Genomic DNA, 17,286 nt, shown 5'->3' on the forward strand with positions numbered 1-17,286 from the left:
ACTTCGTTGCCGCGCGCGCACGACCCGCCGTGATCGGCGCTACCGTTGCGGCAAGATTTCTGAAGCAAGGCTTCGGAATCACGTGAAGAGCCGTCGTCGTCCTGCTACGTGCCGGCTCTTTCGGATCCGACCAGTAGCGTCTCGCGTCCGGTCGTCATTCGAGAGTCATTGGCCGCGGCGCGCCCATCAGCGCGCCGATGCCGGGCCTCGGCTCGAACGTTACCCGGCCCTGATGCGGGATATGAAGCCGTCAACTTGCTGTCGCAGCAACGCTCCTTGATCGGCCAACTGATCGGCTCCATTCCGGACGGAACCCGCCGCGCCAAGGGTCCGCTTGGCTCCCTGCTGTACCTCGATAACATTTCCGCTAACGACCTGGGTTCCCGCAGCCGCCTGCTGAATATTGCGGGCGATTTCCTGCGTGGCCGCACTCTGCTCTTCAACGGCGGCCGCAATCGTTCCCGATATCTCGGACATTCGGGTGATGATCGACCCTACCTCGACAATGACCTCGACCGACTGCGCGGTCGACGCCTGAATAGCGCCGATCTGCTGGCTGATGTCGCCCGTGGCCTTGGCAGTCTGGTCAGCGAGCGACTTCACCTCCGCTGCCACGACGGCAAAACCACGGCCCGCGTCGCCAGCTCGCGCGGCCTCGATGGTCGCATTCAATGCCAGCAGGTTCGTCTGGGCCGCGATGGAATTGATCAGCTCAACCACGTCTCCAATGCTGGTAGCGGCACGGGAAAGCTCCCCGACCCTTTCGTTCGCCTGGGCCGCCTTGTCGACTGCCGTCGCAGCGATGCGAGCCGATTCCTGCACCTGACGGCTGATCTCGTTCACCGACGAGCCCATTTCCTCAGTCGCCGACGCGACGGAATGGACGTTAGTTGATGCCTCGTCAGACGCATGCGCCACCTGGGTGCTCAACGCCTGGGCGGTTTCGGCGGTCTCGATCAGCTCGATCGCCGATGCGCGCAGGCTGAGCGCCGAAGACGATACCGAGGTGACCACGCCGCCCACCGCCTCCTCGAAGTTGGCCGCGAGTTGCGCGAGTTCGTCCCGGCGTCGACGCGCAGCGGCCACATTCTCCGCAGCTTTTGCTTCACCTTCCTCCCGCGCACGGCGGGCCGCGTTGTCGCGAATGATGCCCACGGCTGTGGCCATGGCGCCCACCTCGTCGGCACGCCCTTGCCCCGGCACGCGCACATCCATCTTGCCGGCCGCCATTTCCTCCATCGAACCAGTCAACCTCACCAGCGGCCTCACGACGAACAACAAGAGCCCGGCGAGTCCGACGACGATCAGCGCCAGAACGCTGGCGGAGACCCCCCAGACAATCGTCGAATAATAGCTCACTTGATCGGCCGCGGCCTTCTCCAGTGACGTGTTCGCATCATCCGTCTTTTGCGCGATCTGATCGATCACGGCGCGATGCGCAACATAGGCCTTCTCGAGTTTTGGGTAGGCGGTTTGCGCGGCAGCACCATCGCCGCGCTCAAGCGCCGGAATGAATTCGGTCCTGATGACCGTCCAGAACTTCTGAACCTCAACATCCGATTGGACAGCCAGCAACTCCTTCGTCGCCGCGTCAATGTCTGCGCCCTTCCAGAATGCTAGTCGCCGATCATATTCGGTCTGCAGCTTTGCCAGTTTGATCTTGTGCTCGCCCAGGTGCGCGGCATCCCGCGCCGCCAGATTTGCCTCGAGATAAGCTTCGATGATGTATTCCGGTGGCGGCAGAACGTCGGCTACCAAATCACTGCCGAGCTTGATTTTGCCGTAGAGCGGGCCACCGACCCGTAATTCCCTCAATGCGACGCTGTTGACCGATATGATTGCGATGACACCCACGATGATGAGCGCCGCGAAACACCCCATCATGCGTGCAATCGTGATTCTAAGCTTCATTACTTTCTCCCAATGGGTTCGCGACGCGCAATAGCTTTGGCGGATTTTCGATGGACTCGACGACACGCTTCCTCAGATGGCGCTCCGGGATGGCCACGTCGCTGCTTATTCGAGGTCGGGCAGTATCGGAGCGTGGTCGGTCCGGGAAACTTGCCCGGCCGCCTCGCACAGCGAGCAGAAGATTCCCACGATGCTCGCGTGCTGCAGGGCTCATCAATTGGCTGACGATCGTCGGCAACGAGCGCTCACCGCAATCCGTCGAGCGTATCGATATCTTGTCGCAGGCTTTCGATGCGTTTCAGGGAGAGCGAACAGGCATATATCACTTTCACGATTCGGATCGCTTCCGTCGCAGATTTCTTCCTGATGATCGCACTCTAGACCACAGCTCTGTTCGCCTTCCGAACACCCTTCGGTTGCAGGGAATGAGCAACGTATAAGCATGAGAACTAAACCAAATCTTACTGATGGTTTGGGGGCACGGCGTTGCTGTCGGCATGGCAACGCCGACCAACGCACACACAACAAGAAAGGAAAGTCATGGCACGCGGAAAATTATTGCTGTCGCTTCCTGTTTAGGCGCGCGGCCAATACGATCACACCAGGCAGGAAGAACGTTTCTACTGCGCATCGCCGACGCCAAGCCGGACATGCGAGCTCGAGAGATAAACGACTGGTCTCAAAGAATTAGCCGCACACGGCAGGGGCTCGGTATTTCAAGCGCACCGCGACGCGTTGCCGCGCATGCGCAACCCGCCGCGATCGACACTGCTGCTGCGGGCCGCGGCGCGCCCATCAGCGCGCCGCGGCCGTTGCGCTTGAGCAAAGCTCCTTCAATGCTTGCTCGGCTCGAACACCACGATCACGCCGGTCGGCTCCGGCTCGTGCGCCCTGAGGCTGGTCAGTTCCGGATCGCTCCAATCGGCGAGGCTGACGACTTCGCCGGTCCGGCTTTCCATCTCGGACGATTCGGTGGGCTCCAGCACTTTCAACCCGCTTTCATCGACGAAGAACGTGTGGTCTCCGAACAGGCTGTTGAGTTGCGGCACGGCCGGGTGACCGTCGGGTAGCACCTGGGCGCCCAACTGTTTGATGGTCTCCTTGACCTGGATGGCATTCAGCTTCATGAGCCGCTCCATTTCTTTCGGATGCAGTTTTCGGCTTGTCCATGGCGGGCTTCGGTTCACAGGCCTTTCCGCCCGGCTCAGACTTCCGAACAACGCGCGCGCGCAAATGTTCCTTGCCGATGCATTCAAGGACATACGGTTGCATGCGCCACGCTTACGGCGCGAGATTGCCGCGCCATTTGCACGATTCCGACGATCCGTCGCGGGATCGCCACAGGATGCGTCTAGAGATCGAAATTGGTGGGCAGCATGACCACATCGCGAATGGTCATGCTACGTGGCCGCGTCAGCATGAACATCACCACGTTGGCGACCTCACTCGCTTCGAGCAGGCTTCCGGAGTCCCTCGCCTCCTTCAGCTTCTCGGGCGGCCAGTCCGCGATCAGTGCGGTGATGACGGGACCGGGCGAAATCGATCCCACGCGGATGCCATGCTTGAACACCTGACGCCGCACCGTCTGCACGAAGCAGTTGATCGCCCATTTGGACGATGCGTAGACCGGCTCCCAGGGCGTCGGAAAATGGGCCGCCAGCGAGCTCGTGATGATGATGTCACCGATCCGGCGCTCGATCATGTGGGGCAGCACGTCGTGGACGTTCTTCATCACCACGTTGACGTTCAGGTTCAGCATCCGGTCGATCGCGGCGCTGTCGGCATCGACGAGGTCGCCGCCAATATAGCTGCCAGCATTGGCGTGCAGGATGTCGAGCTGACCGGTCTTCTCCAGAACGCGCGGCAGCAGCGTGGCGCAGTCCTTCGGCTCGAGCAGGTCGATGAGGAGCGGAATCGCGGCATCGCCGAGCCTGTTGCAGATCGCCTCCAGCGCGGCGGCGTCACGGTCGACCAGCACCACGCGCGCACCGGCGGCCAGCATCGCCTCGGCACTCGCAAGGCCAATGCCCGACGCAGCCCCCGTCACGACAGCAACCTTGCCTTCCAGATCTTTAGCCGGATCTCTTGTCATGGGTGCTTCTCCCTGTTCGGCTCTTCGTCCGGCGCCTGCTGCGGCGGACGTCACTCCCCGCGGTTTTCTCCCACCGACAACGCGCAGATGCGCGAGAGATGCGCGTAGGGCAGGCCCGTCTCGTTAGCCCAGGCATTGAATTGCGCCTGCACCTTGGCGAGGTCGCCCTTCGACTTCACCTCCTCGGCGATGTCGAGGCCGGCATCGCGCAGGCACGCGACGACATCCCTGGAGGTGACAAAACCATCCCAGCCGACGAAGCGCAGCAGCATCTGGCCGGTGTTGCCCCCGAGCCGGCTGCCGCGCTTGGCGAGAAGATCAAGCAGGCCGACCTCGTCCGAGGCCGGCCATTTCGCCAAAAACTTGCCGAAGCTGCCGTGCTCTTTCGCGATCTCCTGCACGAAGGCCGCGTTCTCGCGCACCGACAGGATCTTGGCACCATTGCGCACGATGCGGGCATCGCGCATCAGACCTTCCCAGAAGTCCTCGGGCTGAAAGCTCAGCTTGGCAGGCTGGAAGCGCAGGAAGGCCTGCTCGAAGCCGTCCCATTTCGTATCGATCACGCTCCAGGCAAAGCCGGCGCAAAACACCCGCTTCGTCATCTCCGCGAGAATGCGATCGTCAGGCAGCTTGGCGAGCGCCTTTGCATCGGGCTTTGCGGGCAGCAGCTTCTCCAACTGCTTGGGCCCGCCCTTGCGTTTCTCGGCCCGGGCGCGAATGGTCTTGAACGAGGTCATGCGGTCACCTGCCAGATCACCTGCCATCAGGCCGCGCCTACGACATCAGAGTTCGCCGGAGAGGTCCAGCCCTTGACGATTTGCCGCGGCCGCGGGCCGGCCGGGCTGGTCTGCTTCTTGCTTTTCGAAACGCCGGAATTCCTGCATTTTGTCATGTCCCGATTATCTGACCTGACGGATTTTCAATGCGCTGCCTGGTCGTCGCCGACCTGCATTACTCGCTGCCGCAGCTCGACTGGCTCGTCAGCGCGGCGCCACAATTCGACCTCGTCATCTTCGCCGGCGACGCGCTGGACATCTCATCGCTGGTAGATTTTCGCGCGCAGATCGTGGTGGTGAAAAAATACCTCGCGATGCTGTCGCGCCAAACTCCTGTCATCCTGTGCTCGGGCAATCATGACCTCGACGAGCGCAATGCCGAGGGCGAGAAGATCTCACGCTGGATCACGGAGGTCCGCGAGCTCGGCATTGCCTGCGACGGCGACGACTTGCGGATCGGCGACACGCTGTTCACGGTCTGCCCGTGGTGGGACGGGCCGCTGGTCAAGGCGCGCATTGCCGGGCAGCTGGGCAATGCCGCCGCAAGACGGCCGCAGCGCTGGATCTGGGTTCATCACGCGCCGCCTTCGAATTCGCCGACGAGCTGGGGCGGCAAGCGCTTCTTCGGCGACGTCGATCTCGTGCAATGGATCTCGGAGTACCAGCCGACCATGGTGATCTCGGGCCATGTGCATCAATCACCTTTCATCACCGACGGCTCGTGGTACGACCGGCTCGGCACCACCTGGGTGTTCAACGCAGGCCTCCAGCACGGCCGGCCGCCGACCCACATCGTGCTGGATCTCGATGCGGACAAAGCGTTCTGGCTCGCGGCAGACGAAGCGCAATGGATCGATCTCGATGCGCCTCTGCGGCGGCCGGCGGCGGCAATCATTGAGCCGCCCGGCTGGCTTACATCCTTGGATCGGATTGCCGATCTGAGCCTGGCGCAACCTCCTGCTGCGGCAGGTTGATCATGCTTTGCAGGACGTCGCCGACCATCGCCAGATGGTTGCCCTGCCCGGCATACTGCCGCTTGAGATCGGCAAGATAGGTGTTGGCGACGTTGAGCCGCTGCGCCAGCAAGCGCGCAAGCAGAAGTGCGACCTCCGGCTTCTGGATCAGGAATGAGGCGGCATCGTCGAATTCGTAGATCACGGAATCGATGCAGGCGCGCACCGTTGCGGTATGCGGTTGTTGGAGCAGCACCGACATCTCGCCGAACACGGCGCCGGGCTCCGCGATGGTCGCAACCACGGTGCCGCCCTTGATCACCTCGAGCTTGCCTTCCATCAGCACGTAGAGGTGCCCGGAGGCGCCGCCCTCGGTCAGGATCAGCGTGCCCGCCGGAGCCTGCCGCTGCGTTCCGCCAGTGCAATAATCCAGGACTGCGCGCATATCGAAATCCCCTGTCGGCCAGAGACTAGGCACGGGCGCGACCGGCGTCGAAGGAATAAAAGCAGCGGACTTGCTCAACTTTTCGGCATCGGCGACCATACCGCATCGCATCACAGGCTCGGCGCAGGCTCCAGCGGCAGAGACTGCAAGCCGCCGAAGCGGCGTTCCCTGCGATGGAAGGAGGACAGCGCCTCGGCGAGATCGACGGCATCGAATTCGGGCCACATCCGCTCGGTGAAATGCAGCTCGGCATAGGCGCCTTCCCACAGCAGGAAGTCCGACAGCCGCTTTTCGCCCGAGGTGCGGATAATGAGATCGACGTCGCGCAGCGATGCCTCGCCGGTGACGAGCTGCGAGAAGGCCTCGCGGGTGAGGCTGGTCAGCGCGGCCGCCTTCGCGGCGGCGTTGAGGATGGCGTCGCGCGCGGAATAATCGACGGCGATGCGCAGATGCAGCGCGTTGCCATGGGCGGTCGCGCGCTCGGCACCGGCGATTGCCGCGGCAATGCCCTCGGGCAGGCGGTCGCGGCGGCCGATCACTGAGAGTCGCACGCCGTTCTTGACCAGGCTCTGCACCTCGCTTGCGAGATAGAAGCGGAGCAGCGTCATCAGGGCTGCGACCTCGGCCTTGGGCCGGCGCCAATTGTCGGTCGAGAACGCGTAGAGCGTCAGCGTGCCGATGCCTTGCTTGGGGGCCGCTTCGACGATGCGCCTGATCGTCTCGACGCCGGCCTCGTGGCCGCGGACGCGCGACAGGCCGCGCCGTGTCGCCCATCGTCCGTTGCCGTCCATGATGATGCCGACGTGAAGCTTTTCGTTTGCCTGCGTGACGTCACTTTGCATCGCAAAGTCTCCGGTCAAAAAAGGGGGGATCAGGTCGAGATGATGCCGAGGCGGCCGAGCGGCGCCGCCTCGCGGCCGGCGGCCTTGGCGGCATCGCGCACAAGGCGTTCGAGCACGGCGAGATAGTCGAGGAAACGGCGGCGACCGGCCTTGGTCAGCCGGCAGGTGGTGTGGGGACGGTTGCCCTCATAGCCCTTGGTCACGTCGACGAGGCCGGCCTCCTGCAACACGGCGAGATGCCGGCTGAGATTGCCGTCGGTCAGGCCGCAAAGCTGCTTGAGATCGGCAAAGGCAAGTCCTTTCGGATGCGCCATCAGCGAGGTCAAAAGGCCAAGCCTCGCCTTCTCGTGGATGACGCGATCGAGCCCTTCATAGGAGAAAGGCGCGCTTTCAATCTTCGACATCATGGTCTCCGGACGCAACGTAGAGAATCCCGGCCATCAGCGACTGCCCGATCACGAACGGCAGGCCCATGGTCCAGGGCGAGAGCGTGTGGGTCTGGCTCGCCAGCACGACCACCGCGAAGCCCGACACGAAATACCAGGCGCCCGCCAGCGCCACGCTGCGAGGCAGCGAGCGGACGGAGGCAAAAATGCCGAGCGACACCAGGATCTGCCACAGGCCCGGCAGCAGCCAGAGCGTTTCGGCTGAGAACTTCCACAGCACCACCGCGAGCAGGACGCCGGCAACACCGGCTGGCAGGAATTGCTCGATCGCCTGGTAGATCATGACGTCGGCAAGACCGGAGTGATGACGGCGCGAACGCGCGCGCATCTCGATCCAGATCGTGGCGCCGGAGAGCACCGCCGCAAGACCCCAGCCGAGGAAGAAGGCGAGCGGATCAGTGGTCGGGTTGTCGATCAGGAGATATTGGAGGACGGTGGTGATCAGCGCGAGCGCGCCCGTTGCGGCCATCGTTGCCGGGCCGTAGCCTCGAAAGGCGGTGCCGGCTGCGATCTGGCTGCGGATCGCCACGATATCCGCCAGCGCCTTGTCGAGATCGCGCATCTGCAACGTCGAGCCTCGCTTCGCCCTCGCACCCGATTCGGGCGCCCCTTTACTTTGTATTGCAAAGCATACCGCTTCACAAAGTAAAAGCAAGAGCGCAATCGTCCGGCCGGGCGACGGACGGCGCCGAACAACTGTCGGTTGCGCATAGGCGGATCGGACAGTTAAGATGCGGCACAAGAAGCATTCCGGGGGCTTTGCAATGTTGAAGTGGGCTGTGGCGTGCGCGCTGCACGTTTTTCTTGTCGGGTTTGCCAACGCTGCGGGACCGTTCGGGTCCGTCAATATCGGCAATTGGGTCGGGGGCGCGTTCAGTAACGATCAGACCGGTGCCTTCTCTCATTGCGCCGCGACGACGCCATATGCAAACGGCGTGATCCTGGTCGTGAGCCAAAATGCCGCCGGCACATGGTCGCTAGCCTTTGCGAGTCCCAGCTACCACTTCAACAAGGGCGAGAACGCCGCGATCGACGTAACCTTTGACGGGCAGGAGCAGGCCAGGCTGTACGCCACGGCGTATCAATCCAACATGCTCACAGCCATCATGCCGCTCAATGTTGTGCGTACGTTTCAGAAGGCGAGCCTGATGGTGGCGACGGCCGGCCGCGCCGCTCTGAATTTCGATCTGACCTCGACCGGGCCGGTAATTGCGGCCTTGGCCAATTGCGTGACCAAGGTGAAAGCCGACGGGCTAGACAAGGCCGGCGATTTCACAAAAGGCGCGGCGAAGCCGGCGGCCACGGCGGACAAGCAAGGTGCACCACCGGCCAGCAAGCCCGGCAAGGCCAAGAGCGGCTTTGGCACCGGCTTCGTGGTCAGCACTAGCGGACACATTGTCACCAACAACCACGTGATCGACGGCTGCAGCGAGCTCAAGGGCAATCTCACTGGCGAAGCCGCGATGGTGTTGCGCGTCGTGTCGAGCGATGCGAATAACGATCTGGCTTTGTTGCAGCCGTCATCGACGGTGGCATTCAAGGATTTTGCCCGGATCCGCGATCGCTCATTCCACTCCGGCGATTCCGTCGTCGCGATCGGCTTTCCCTATCATGGCTTGCTGACGTCGGACTTCACCGTGACGACCGGTATCGTGAGCTCGCTCAGCGGCATCCACAACGACACACGTTTCCTGCAAATCAGTGCGCCGGTGCAGCCCGGCAACAGCGGCGGCCCGCTGTTCGACAATGGCGGTCAGATCGTGGGCGTGGTCACAGGAAAGCTCCCGGGATTGCGCATCGCCGCGGCCACCGGCAACATCCCGGAAAACATCAACTTCGCCATCAAGACCGGCGCACTGCGCGACTTCCTCGACAATTCGGTGGTGCCCTACCAGACCGCCGAGTCGAAGGGCGAGCTCAAGACCACCGACATCGCCGGCAACGCCCGCGCCTATACGATGCTGATCTCGTGCACCGGGACGGAGCAGGCCGACGCAAAGCGATAGGTGTTGTGCGAGGCATGCTGCCTCGTCAACCTTCGCTGTCAAGCGCGCACGAGGCGGGCGATGACACGAAGAATGTAGATAGTGCTTGCCAGAAGCATCAGCAGCCGTCCGGGACCTAGCTGTGGCAGCACGCCGCCTTTGCCGCAGCAGGCTCGTACTGGTCGCGCAGCCGCACCCAGTCCATCGGATAGGGCAGGCCTTCCTCGTGACGGCCGAGCGGCGTGAGATCGAGATACTGGTAGGCCGCGTTCATCATGTCGAGACCACGGGCGAAGCACGAATAGGTGTGGAAGACGGTGCCGGCCTCGTCACGGAAGAACACGCTGATGCCGGGCAGCTCGGGACCGTAGAACCGCGTGGTGCCGAAATTGTATTTCGGCTCGCCGTTGTCGATCTCTTCGCGCGTGAACGTCACGCCGTAGTCGTGATTGAAGTCATTGCCGCCCGAGGAGACCCAGTCGAAGGTCCAGCCCATGCGCTTCCTGAACGCCTCGAGCTTGGCGACCGGCGCGAGTGAGATCGCGACCATGGTGGTGTCGCGCGCGGCCAGATGCGGCACCATGCGCTCGAAGCCATCGGCCCAGAACGAGCAGCTCTTGCAGGCCGCGTCCCAATCGGGCGCGAACATGATGTGCTGCACGACGAGCTGCGGACGCCCCTTGAAGAGGTCGGCGAGCGTCACCTTGCCGTTCGGGCCATCGAATACGTAGTCGCGGTCAAGCTTGACCCAGGGAAGGTTGCGGCGCTCCTCCGCGAGACGCTCGCGCGCCTGGCTGAACTCCTTCTCATGCGCCAGATGGGCCTTGCGCGCGTCGATCCACTCCTGGCGGGAAACGATCTGATGCTGCTGCATGATGAACTCCGTTGATCAGGCGACGAAGGCGTCGAGCTTGTCGAAGAACGAGCTCCAGCCGCGCTGATGGTTGTCGCGTGCGGTTTCGTCGAAGAACTGGGCATGATGGAAGATCATCAGCGTGCCGCCGTTGTCTGGCTTGAACGAGATGGTGACGAGCGACTCGCGTTCCGGCGTCGAGTGCCAGGCCCAGGAGAACACCAGCCGCTCGTTCGGCACGACCTCGCGGTAGATCCCGCCGGCCTCGAAATATTCGCCGTCGTCGCGGGTGAAGCTGATGCGGTAGCGGCCGCCGGTACGGACATCGAGTTCGGCCTGCACCGTCGCGGGCTTGATGTTCGGCGGGCCGAACCACTGCGCTAGCTGCTCGGCCTGCGTCCACGCGGCGTAGACCCTTTCCGGCTTCGCGCGGAGCCTGCGCGTGAGGGTGAGGCTTGGACGTTCGCCGCTGCCGGCTGCGGCTGCTTGGTTGACGGCCATGGGTCTTCCTCCACAAAAGCTGCAAGGCGATCGAAATTGTCGGACCAGAAGCGCGCGTAGCGATTGAGCCAATTCATCGCCTGCTCCATCGGCTGCGCGGTGAGCCGGCAGGCGACCGTCCGCCCGGTCTTCTCCCGCACGATCAGGCCCGCATCCGACAACACCTCGAGATGCTTCATGATCGCGGGGAGCGAGATCGAAAATGGCGCGGCCAGCTCGCTCACCGACAGGCCGTCCTCCTCGACGAGCCGCGCCAGCAACGCGCGCCGCGTCGGATCGGACAGCGCCGCAAAGGTTCGATCCAGCGTCTCGTCCCGATACTTAACCATATGGTTTAGTATAAGCGGAAGCGCGACGACGTCAAGCGCGACTGCGCGTACACTCCTCCGCACGAGTGCGTGATCGTGCGCGGGCCCGGGACCCGGTTCCGGCCCGCGCATGAAAAAGCCCCGCCTCGCGGCGGGGCTTGCGTCGTGCGCTAGCTACGGAGATCGCTACTCGACCTTCAGGCCGGCGAACTCGACGACCTTCTTCCACTTGTCGGTCTCGGCCTTGATCATGTCGCCGAACGCGTCCGGCGTCTGCACGAGCGGCTCGCCGCCGAGCTCGACCAGGCGCTTGGTCATGTCGGGCTCCTTCATGATCGTGTTGATCTCGCTGTTGAGCCTGGCGATGATCTCCTTCGGAGTGTTCTTCGGCGCGCCCATGCCGAACAGTGCGCTCGCCTCGTAATTCGGAACGGTTTCCGCGATCGCCTGCACGTCGGGCAGTTGCGAGGAACGGTCGGCGGTGGTGACGCCAAGCGCGCGAAGCGAGCCGGAGCGGATGTGCTGGATGATCGAGGGCATGTTGTCGAAGATCACCTGCACCTGGCCGCCCAGCATGTCGGTGATCGCGGGCGCCGCACCGCGATAGGGCACGTGCTGCATCTTGCAGCCGGTCATCGCCATGAACATCTCGCCGGACAGATGCACCGAAGTGCCGTTGCCCGAAGAGGCCATGTTCACCTTGCCGGGATTGGCCTTCACATATTCGATGAACTCGGCGACGTTCTTCGCCGGCACGTCCTTGTTCACGGTCATCACGTTCGGCACTCGCTGGAACGAGGCGACCGGCGCAATGTCGCGCACGAAGTTGAACTTGAGATTGGCGTAGAGCGAGGCGTTGATGTAATTGGCCGGGTTGACCAGCAGCAGCGTGTAGCCGTCGGGATCGGCATTGACGACGGACTCGGTGCCGATATTGTTGCCGGCGCCGGGCTTGTTCTCGATCACGAATTGCTGGCCGAACTTTTCCGACAGCCGCTGGCCGATCAGCCGCGCCAGGATGTCGGTGGCGCCTCCGGGCGGATAGCCGACGACCCATTTCACCGGCCGCGCCGGATAATCCGCCGCAAAGGCCTTTGACAGCGGCGCGGTTGCAAGCGGAGTGACGGCGAGCAGGCCCAGCGCGGTGCGGCGTGTGATCATCTGAAGTCTTCTCCCAGTTTGTTGTTCTTGAAGGCAACGCGTTGTAACAAAGCCCGCCGGTGACGAGAAGTGCGCTACCGGCATCGCGACGAAAGGATAAGGCATGTCCGTCACCGTTCAGGCCCTCGATCACCTCGTCATCAACGTCGCCGACGTCGCGCGCACCGCCGAGTGGTATCGCAAAATCCTCGGCATGGAAGTCAGGGTGTTCGACCCGGGCGGCGGCAAAGCGCCGCGGACCTCGCTTCAGTTCGGCAACCAGAAGATCAACGTCCGGCCGCGCGATGCCGACAAGGTGGAGTGGTTCACCGCGGACCACGCGACTGCCGGCAGCGAGGATCTGTGCTTCCTCACCACGGCCACGCCCGACGACGTGGTGGCGCATCTGACCGCGCATGGCGTCGCGATCGAGGAAGGCCCGTCGGCCAGGCAGGGCGCCCGCGGCATGTTGCGCTCGGTCTATTGCCGCGATCCCGACGGCAGCCTGATCGAGATTTCGTCGTATGAGGATGGCGGCCGGCAGAATTCGTAGGGTGGTTAGCCCCCGCGGCTGCGCGAGGCGCAGTCCGCTAGGCGTAACCCACCATGGCTGCGGGCGAGAAAGTGGTGGGTTACGCTTCGCTAACCCATCGGCAGCGGAGCCTGTTTCGTCAGAACGATCCCAGCGCGACCGGGCGGAAGGCCTGCACGAGCTGCTGGTCCAGCTTGCCGCCCATGCCCTCCAGCATCGCGAAGGCGCGGGAGTGCGTGAAGGGCATGCGATAGGCGCGCTTCTCGACCAGCGCCGCGTAGATGTCGACGATTGTCGTCAGGCGGACGATATCGCTGATCTGGTTCGAGGAGAGCTGGTTCGGATAGCCGCTGCCGTCGAGGAACTCGTGGTGGTGCAACACCACATCGAGCATTTCCGGCGGGAAGCCGCCTTGCGCTGCCAGCGCCTCGTAACCGCGGCGCGGATGCTGACGGACCTCATCCATCTCCTCGTCGGTGAGCTTGCCGGGCTTGTCCAGCAGCGCTGACGAAACGAAGGCCTTGCCGACGTCGTGCAGCAGAGCGGCGCGGGTCAGGCGGCGCTGGTCGTCCTCGCGCATGCCGAGATGCTGCGCGAAGGCGACTGCAAAGCCGGTGACGAACAGACAATGCCGGTAGCTGCCGACATGATGGCAGCCGACGGTGGTGAGCCACTCGCGCAGCGAGGAATGCTTGATCGCCTTGAGGATCTTGTTTTCGGCAGCGATGACGTCGTCGAAGGTCAGGGGCACGCCGAGCGGCAGCTTCTCGAACATTTTCGCCAGCACGCCATGCGCCGCCTCGACGCCGCGGTTCAGCGTCTTGCCGCGGTCGCTAGCGTCGTAGGTGGTGGTATCCGGAAACGCGGCGCGGATGCGCTGCAAGATGGCCTCGGGTTGCAGCGGCCGCGAGATCGTGTCGGTGGCTCCTAACGCCCAGGCCTGCATGGTGCCGTGGTGAAGCGCATCCGCCAGCACGAACAGCCGCGGCATCGAACGATAGGCATCGCCGCGCAGCTTGTTGCGTACGCGCTGCACGCTTTCGGGTGAACGCAGATTGATGTCGACGACGAGACCGGAGAGGTCGCGCGAGGGCTGCTCGGGGATCTCCTGCGTCGTCACCGTCGAGACATCGCCGACCGCCTTCAAGATGCTGGCGAGCTCGGTGCTCGCATCGCTCCGGTCGGAGGCGAGCAGAAGCCGGCGTTTGGCGGCGGATTTGGCTGGCGCGTTCATGGCTTCCCCAAAAGCAACTGAAACAGGCAACTGAAAAGAGCACTGTGCTCGACTGCACCAATCTAGCGGCATCAGGTTCTCCGGCCCTTAATGCGCGTGCTGAACGGGAACCTGAGGCATTTGTTCAAATTTGAGGGATTTTGCCGAGGTGCCGACGGGTCGGAAAGTTTCGCCACACTTACCGCCGTCATCACCCGCGAAAGCGGGTGATCCAGTATCCAAAAGGCGGCGGAGTGATGCGGAGAAGCCGCGGCGTACTGGGTGCCCCGGTCACGACAGCGAATATGCAGATACAGCGTCCCGGAAAAAATCCGCCGGAGGCTGGCCTCCGGCGGATCGTCTCGATCGCAGGGCTGCGGCCTGCTTATGCCTTCATGTTCGCCTTCACGGCCTCCGCCGTGATCGGCAGTGCTCGGACGCGGGCGCCCGAGGCGTTGAAGATGGCGTTGCCGATGGCCGGGGCGACCACCGTCACCGCGGGCTCACCGACGCCGGTCGCCTTCTCGCCATTGGCGATCACGGCGACCGCGACTTCCGGCATCTGGCTCATGCGGAGGGGCGTGTAGCTGTCGAAATTGGTCTGCTCGATGCCACCGTCCTTCAGCGTCGCCTTCTCGTACAACGCAAGCGACAGGCCCCACAGCGCCGCACCCTCGACCTGGGCTCGGATGTTGTCGGGATGCACCTGCGTGCCGACGTCGGTCGCAACCGTGAGCTTCTTCACGGTCACGGCCCCCGACGGCGCGACGGCGACATGCGCGACGCACGCCGTCCAGCTTGCGGTCGCACGTTCCTGCGACGACACGCAGGCCACGCCCATGCCTTCTCCCTTGGGCAGCTTCTTGGTGCCGTAGCCCGCAAGGCCCATCGCGGCGAGCAGCGTGTTGCGCAGCCGCTGTGCGCCGCCGTCGTTCTTGCCCGCGCCGTCGAGCAGCGAGATGCGAAGCTGGGCGGGATCCTTGCCCGTCGCAGCCGCGATCTCGTCGATCATGCTTTCGACGGCCCAGAAGGTCCACCCCGGTGCCACCGAGCGGAGCTGACCCGACGGGGTGGCGTTGTGCGCTATCTCGTTCTTGATCGCCCGCACATAGTGATTGGGCACGGTATAGAAGAAGTCCGACCCGTTCACCGTGAAGCTATCAAGCGGGCCCTTCTTGTCGACCGAGGGCGTCAGGAAATCGGGGATTCCCCAGCGCGCCGTCGGCCAGGCCGAAACAACGTCGTGGCTGATCGCGACGATCTTGCCGTCGCCGTCCACGCCGGCCTTCACTTTTTGGTAGGTGAGCGGACGCGAGAAATCCATCGTCATGTCGTTCTCGCGCGAGTAGATCACCTTGACCGGCTTGCCGACGGCCTTGGCCGCCTGCACCGCCGGCACCATCATGTCGGCATCGAGCCGCCGGCCGAAGCCGCCGCCGAGCCACATCTGGTGCATGACGACGAACTTCGGATCGATCCCGGCGGCACCAGCGGCGATCGCGCCGGAGCGCGTCGCGAACTGGTTGCCGGAATAGATGTGCAGGATGTCGCCCTTGAACTCCGCGGTGGCGTTCATCGGCTCCATCGGCGCGTGGATGTTGATGTTGGTGGTGTACTCCGCCTCCAGCACCTTGGCCGCCGAGCCGAACGCCGCATTCGGATCGCCGTCCTTGACGAAGTACTGGCCGGAATCGTCAAGGCCCTGAAGCCGCTTCGCCTCGTCGAGCAGCGACTGGCTCGACAGCTTTGCGTTTGGACCGCCGTCATAGGCGATCTTCAACGCGTCCGCGGCCTTGCGCGCGTTGGCGTAGGTGTTGGCGACAGCCACCACCCAGCCGGTCGTCGTGCCGGTCTTGTCATCCAGCGTGACGGCCTTGATGAAGCCGGGCACCTTCCTGGCGTCGCTATCGTCGACCGACTTCACGGTTGCGCCGTAGCGCACCGGCGGCGTCACCACCTTGCCGTAGACCATGCCAGGCAGCATGACGTCGATACCGTACTTGGCCGTGCCGTTGGTCTTGGAGGGAATGTCGAGCTGCGGCACCGACACGCCGATCATGGTGTATTGATCCGGCGTCTTCAGCGTGATCGCCTTGAGCTCGTCGGCCGTGAAGGTCTTGGTCGCCTTGCCGCTCTTGACGACCTCGGCAAAGGTCATCTGCTTCTTCGACTTCGGATGCGAGATCACGGAATCGCGCACCACGAGCTCGCCTGCCGGCACGCCCATCGACGTCGCAGCGGCGTTCGTCAAAGCGATGCGGCCCGCGGCACCCGCACGGCTCATGGCGTCGAAGTTCATCATGGTCGACCAGCTGCCGCCGGTGATCTGCGCACCCAGTACGGGGTCATTGAACTTCGGATCGTTGGAGGCGAGCTGCACACGCATATCTTTCCAGCCGGCTCCCAATTCCTCGCAGACGATCTGCGCCATGGTGGAAGCGATGTGCTGGCCCATGTCCGCCTTGCCGCAGGTCACGGTGACGAGACCATCCTGCGAGATCGCGTACCAGACGCTCGGCTCGAAATTGGCGGGCGCCGCAGCGAGCGCTTCGCCGATTCCGGGCACGCCGGCATAGCCGAGCACGAGGCCGGTGGCGGCGGTGCCGACCAGGAAGGAGCGGCGGCTGAGATCCGATGTCTCGGGCGTGACGTTCTTCACGTGCTGGTTCATGTGGGCCTCCGCTCGTTGCCGGAGGCGGACGCGGTGCGCATCTCGGTTGCGGCCCGCATGATCGCCTTCTGGATCCGTGAATAGGTCATGCAACGGCAGAGATTGCCGTCCATGTGCGCAACGACCTCTTCCTTGGTCGGGTTGGGATTCTTTGCCAGCAGCGAAGCGGCCTGCATGATCTGCCCTGACTGGCAGTAACCGCATTGCGGGACCTGCTCGGCGATCCACGCCTTCTGCAAGGGGTGATCGCCCTTGGCGGAGAGACCTTCGATGGTGGTGATCTTCTTGCCGGCGACGTCGCCGACCATGGTCTGGCACGAACGCACGGCTTCGCCGTTGACGTGCACGGTGCAGGCGCCGCACAGGCCGGCACCACAGCCGAATTTCGTGCCGGTCATCTGCAATTGCTCGCGGATCGCCCAAAGGAGCGGCGTATCGTTCGCCGCATCCACGGACATACTCCGCCCGTTGATGGTGAGAGTAGGCATGGTTTCTTCCCTTGCCGGTGCATGAAGCCGCTTACGGCGGCAACTTGTCCGACCGACACCCACCGGGCTTGCGTCGGCCTTGGGCGCAAGAATGATCGCGTTCGTTTGCCTAGGCAAATGCAATTTGGAA

17 protein-coding genes and 1 pseudogene are annotated in these 17,286 nt (G+C 63.6%); 3 read left to right on the forward strand and 15 right to left on the reverse strand.

Annotation, left to right across the window (positions count from 1 at the left end; translation table 11 throughout):
• Window positions 1–219 precede the first annotated feature (219 nt).
• The 4 genes from ACV1FX_RS23465 to ACV1FX_RS23480 all read right to left on the reverse strand — a co-directional run bounded on the left by ACV1FX_RS23465 (window position 220) and on the right by ACV1FX_RS23480 (window position 4,740).
• Window positions 220–1,911 carry a methyl-accepting chemotaxis protein gene (locus ACV1FX_RS23465; protein WP_473119934.1) on the reverse strand — a complete coding sequence of 564 codons (1,692 nt, stop codon included), beginning with the start codon at window positions 1,909–1,911 and terminating at the stop codon, window positions 220–222.
• An 833-nt stretch (window positions 1,912–2,744) separates the two neighbouring features.
• A complete protein-coding gene (locus tag ACV1FX_RS23470; RefSeq protein ID WP_473119935.1) occupies window positions 2,745–3,038 on the reverse strand; it encodes a hypothetical protein in 294 nt (97 codons plus the stop codon).
• A 224-nt stretch (window positions 3,039–3,262) separates the two neighbouring features.
• Window positions 3,263–4,003 (reverse strand): SDR family oxidoreductase, encoded by a 741-nt coding sequence (locus ACV1FX_RS23475; RefSeq protein ID WP_473119936.1) that lies wholly within the window; start codon window positions 4,001–4,003, stop codon window positions 3,263–3,265.
• Between the two features lie 50 nt (window positions 4,004–4,053).
• On the reverse strand, window positions 4,054–4,740 hold the full coding sequence (locus tag ACV1FX_RS23480; RefSeq protein ID WP_473119996.1) for a DNA-3-methyladenine glycosylase I: 687 nt from the start codon (window positions 4,738–4,740) through the stop codon (window positions 4,054–4,056).
• A 185-nt stretch (window positions 4,741–4,925) separates the two neighbouring features.
• On the opposite strand from ACV1FX_RS23480, the gene ACV1FX_RS23485 reads away from it, so the two are divergent.
• Entirely contained in the window at window positions 4,926–5,753 is an 828-nt protein-coding gene (locus ACV1FX_RS23485; RefSeq protein ID WP_473119937.1) for a metallophosphoesterase family protein, read from the forward strand.
• On the opposite strand, the gene ACV1FX_RS23490 is transcribed toward ACV1FX_RS23485, so the two are convergent.
• The 4 genes from ACV1FX_RS23490 to ACV1FX_RS23505 form a co-directional block, all read right to left on the reverse strand.
• The gene (locus ACV1FX_RS23490) at window positions 5,692–6,177 is read right to left on the reverse strand and encodes a cyclic nucleotide-binding domain-containing protein (RefSeq protein WP_473119938.1); all 486 of its coding nucleotides are present in this window, start codon (window positions 6,175–6,177) and stop codon (window positions 5,692–5,694) included. The genes ACV1FX_RS23485 and ACV1FX_RS23490 overlap by 62 nt on opposite strands.
• 110 nt (window positions 6,178–6,287) lie before the next feature.
• Window positions 6,288–7,019 carry a di-trans,poly-cis-decaprenylcistransferase gene (locus tag ACV1FX_RS23495; RefSeq protein WP_473119939.1) on the reverse strand — a complete coding sequence of 244 codons (732 nt, stop codon included), beginning with the start codon at window positions 7,017–7,019 and terminating at the stop codon, window positions 6,288–6,290.
• Between the two features lie 29 nt (window positions 7,020–7,048).
• The gene (locus ACV1FX_RS23500; protein WP_473119940.1) at window positions 7,049–7,423 is read right to left on the reverse strand and encodes a transcriptional regulator; all 375 of its coding nucleotides are present in this window, start codon (window positions 7,421–7,423) and stop codon (window positions 7,049–7,051) included.
• Window positions 7,410–8,027: a hypothetical protein gene (locus ACV1FX_RS23505; protein WP_473119941.1), complete on the reverse strand. Its 618-nt coding sequence runs from the start codon at window positions 8,025–8,027 to the stop codon at window positions 7,410–7,412. Before ACV1FX_RS23505 ends, ACV1FX_RS23500 begins: the two co-directional genes overlap by 14 nt.
• Window positions 8,028–8,229: 202 nt before the next feature.
• On the opposite strand from ACV1FX_RS23505, the gene ACV1FX_RS23510 reads away from it, so the two are divergent.
• Window positions 8,230–9,471, forward strand: coding sequence for a S1C family serine protease (locus tag ACV1FX_RS23510; RefSeq protein ID WP_473119942.1), 1,242 nt, complete (start codon window positions 8,230–8,232; stop codon window positions 9,469–9,471).
• A gap of 115 nt (window positions 9,472–9,586) precedes the next feature.
• Here ACV1FX_RS23510 and ACV1FX_RS23515 read toward each other — a convergent pair whose 3' ends face one another.
• The 4 genes and pseudogenes from ACV1FX_RS23515 to ACV1FX_RS23530 form a co-directional block, all read right to left on the reverse strand.
• Window positions 9,587–10,324, reverse strand: a complete 738-nt coding sequence (locus ACV1FX_RS23515) for a DUF899 domain-containing protein (RefSeq protein ID WP_473119943.1) — start codon at window positions 10,322–10,324, stop codon at window positions 9,587–9,589.
• A gap of 15 nt (window positions 10,325–10,339) precedes the next feature.
• Window positions 10,340–10,672, reverse strand: a pseudogene (locus ACV1FX_RS23520) (SRPBCC family protein); the annotation flags it as partial.
• An 11-nt stretch (window positions 10,673–10,683) separates the two neighbouring features.
• Window positions 10,684–11,133 (reverse strand): ArsR/SmtB family transcription factor, encoded by a 450-nt coding sequence (locus ACV1FX_RS23525; protein ID WP_473119944.1) that lies wholly within the window; start codon window positions 11,131–11,133, stop codon window positions 10,684–10,686.
• 165 nt (window positions 11,134–11,298) lie between these two features.
• Window positions 11,299–12,273: a Bug family tripartite tricarboxylate transporter substrate binding protein gene (locus ACV1FX_RS23530; protein ID WP_473119945.1), complete on the reverse strand. Its 975-nt coding sequence runs from the start codon at window positions 12,271–12,273 to the stop codon at window positions 11,299–11,301.
• Between the two features lie 103 nt (window positions 12,274–12,376).
• On the opposite strand from ACV1FX_RS23530, the gene ACV1FX_RS23535 reads away from it, so the two are divergent.
• The gene (locus tag ACV1FX_RS23535) at window positions 12,377–12,805 is read left to right on the forward strand and encodes a VOC family protein (RefSeq protein ID WP_473119946.1); all 429 of its coding nucleotides are present in this window, start codon (window positions 12,377–12,379) and stop codon (window positions 12,803–12,805) included.
• 118 nt (window positions 12,806–12,923) lie between these two features.
• Here the strand turns inward: ACV1FX_RS23535 and ACV1FX_RS23540 are convergent, their stop codons facing one another.
• From ACV1FX_RS23540 to ACV1FX_RS23550, 3 genes are all read right to left on the reverse strand, one after another.
• Window positions 12,924–14,018: an HD-GYP domain-containing protein gene (locus ACV1FX_RS23540; protein ID WP_473119947.1), complete on the reverse strand. Its 1,095-nt coding sequence runs from the start codon at window positions 14,016–14,018 to the stop codon at window positions 12,924–12,926.
• A 364-nt stretch (window positions 14,019–14,382) separates the two neighbouring features.
• The gene (locus ACV1FX_RS23545; RefSeq protein ID WP_473119948.1) at window positions 14,383–16,668 is read right to left on the reverse strand and encodes a xanthine dehydrogenase family protein molybdopterin-binding subunit; all 2,286 of its coding nucleotides are present in this window, start codon (window positions 16,666–16,668) and stop codon (window positions 14,383–14,385) included.
• The gene (locus tag ACV1FX_RS23550) at window positions 16,665–17,156 is read right to left on the reverse strand and encodes a (2Fe-2S)-binding protein (RefSeq protein WP_084808318.1); all 492 of its coding nucleotides are present in this window, start codon (window positions 17,154–17,156) and stop codon (window positions 16,665–16,667) included. Before ACV1FX_RS23550 ends, ACV1FX_RS23545 begins: the two co-directional genes overlap by 4 nt.
• Window positions 17,157–17,286 lie beyond the last annotated feature (130 nt).

This window comes from Bradyrhizobium ingae (assembly GCF_055791185.1).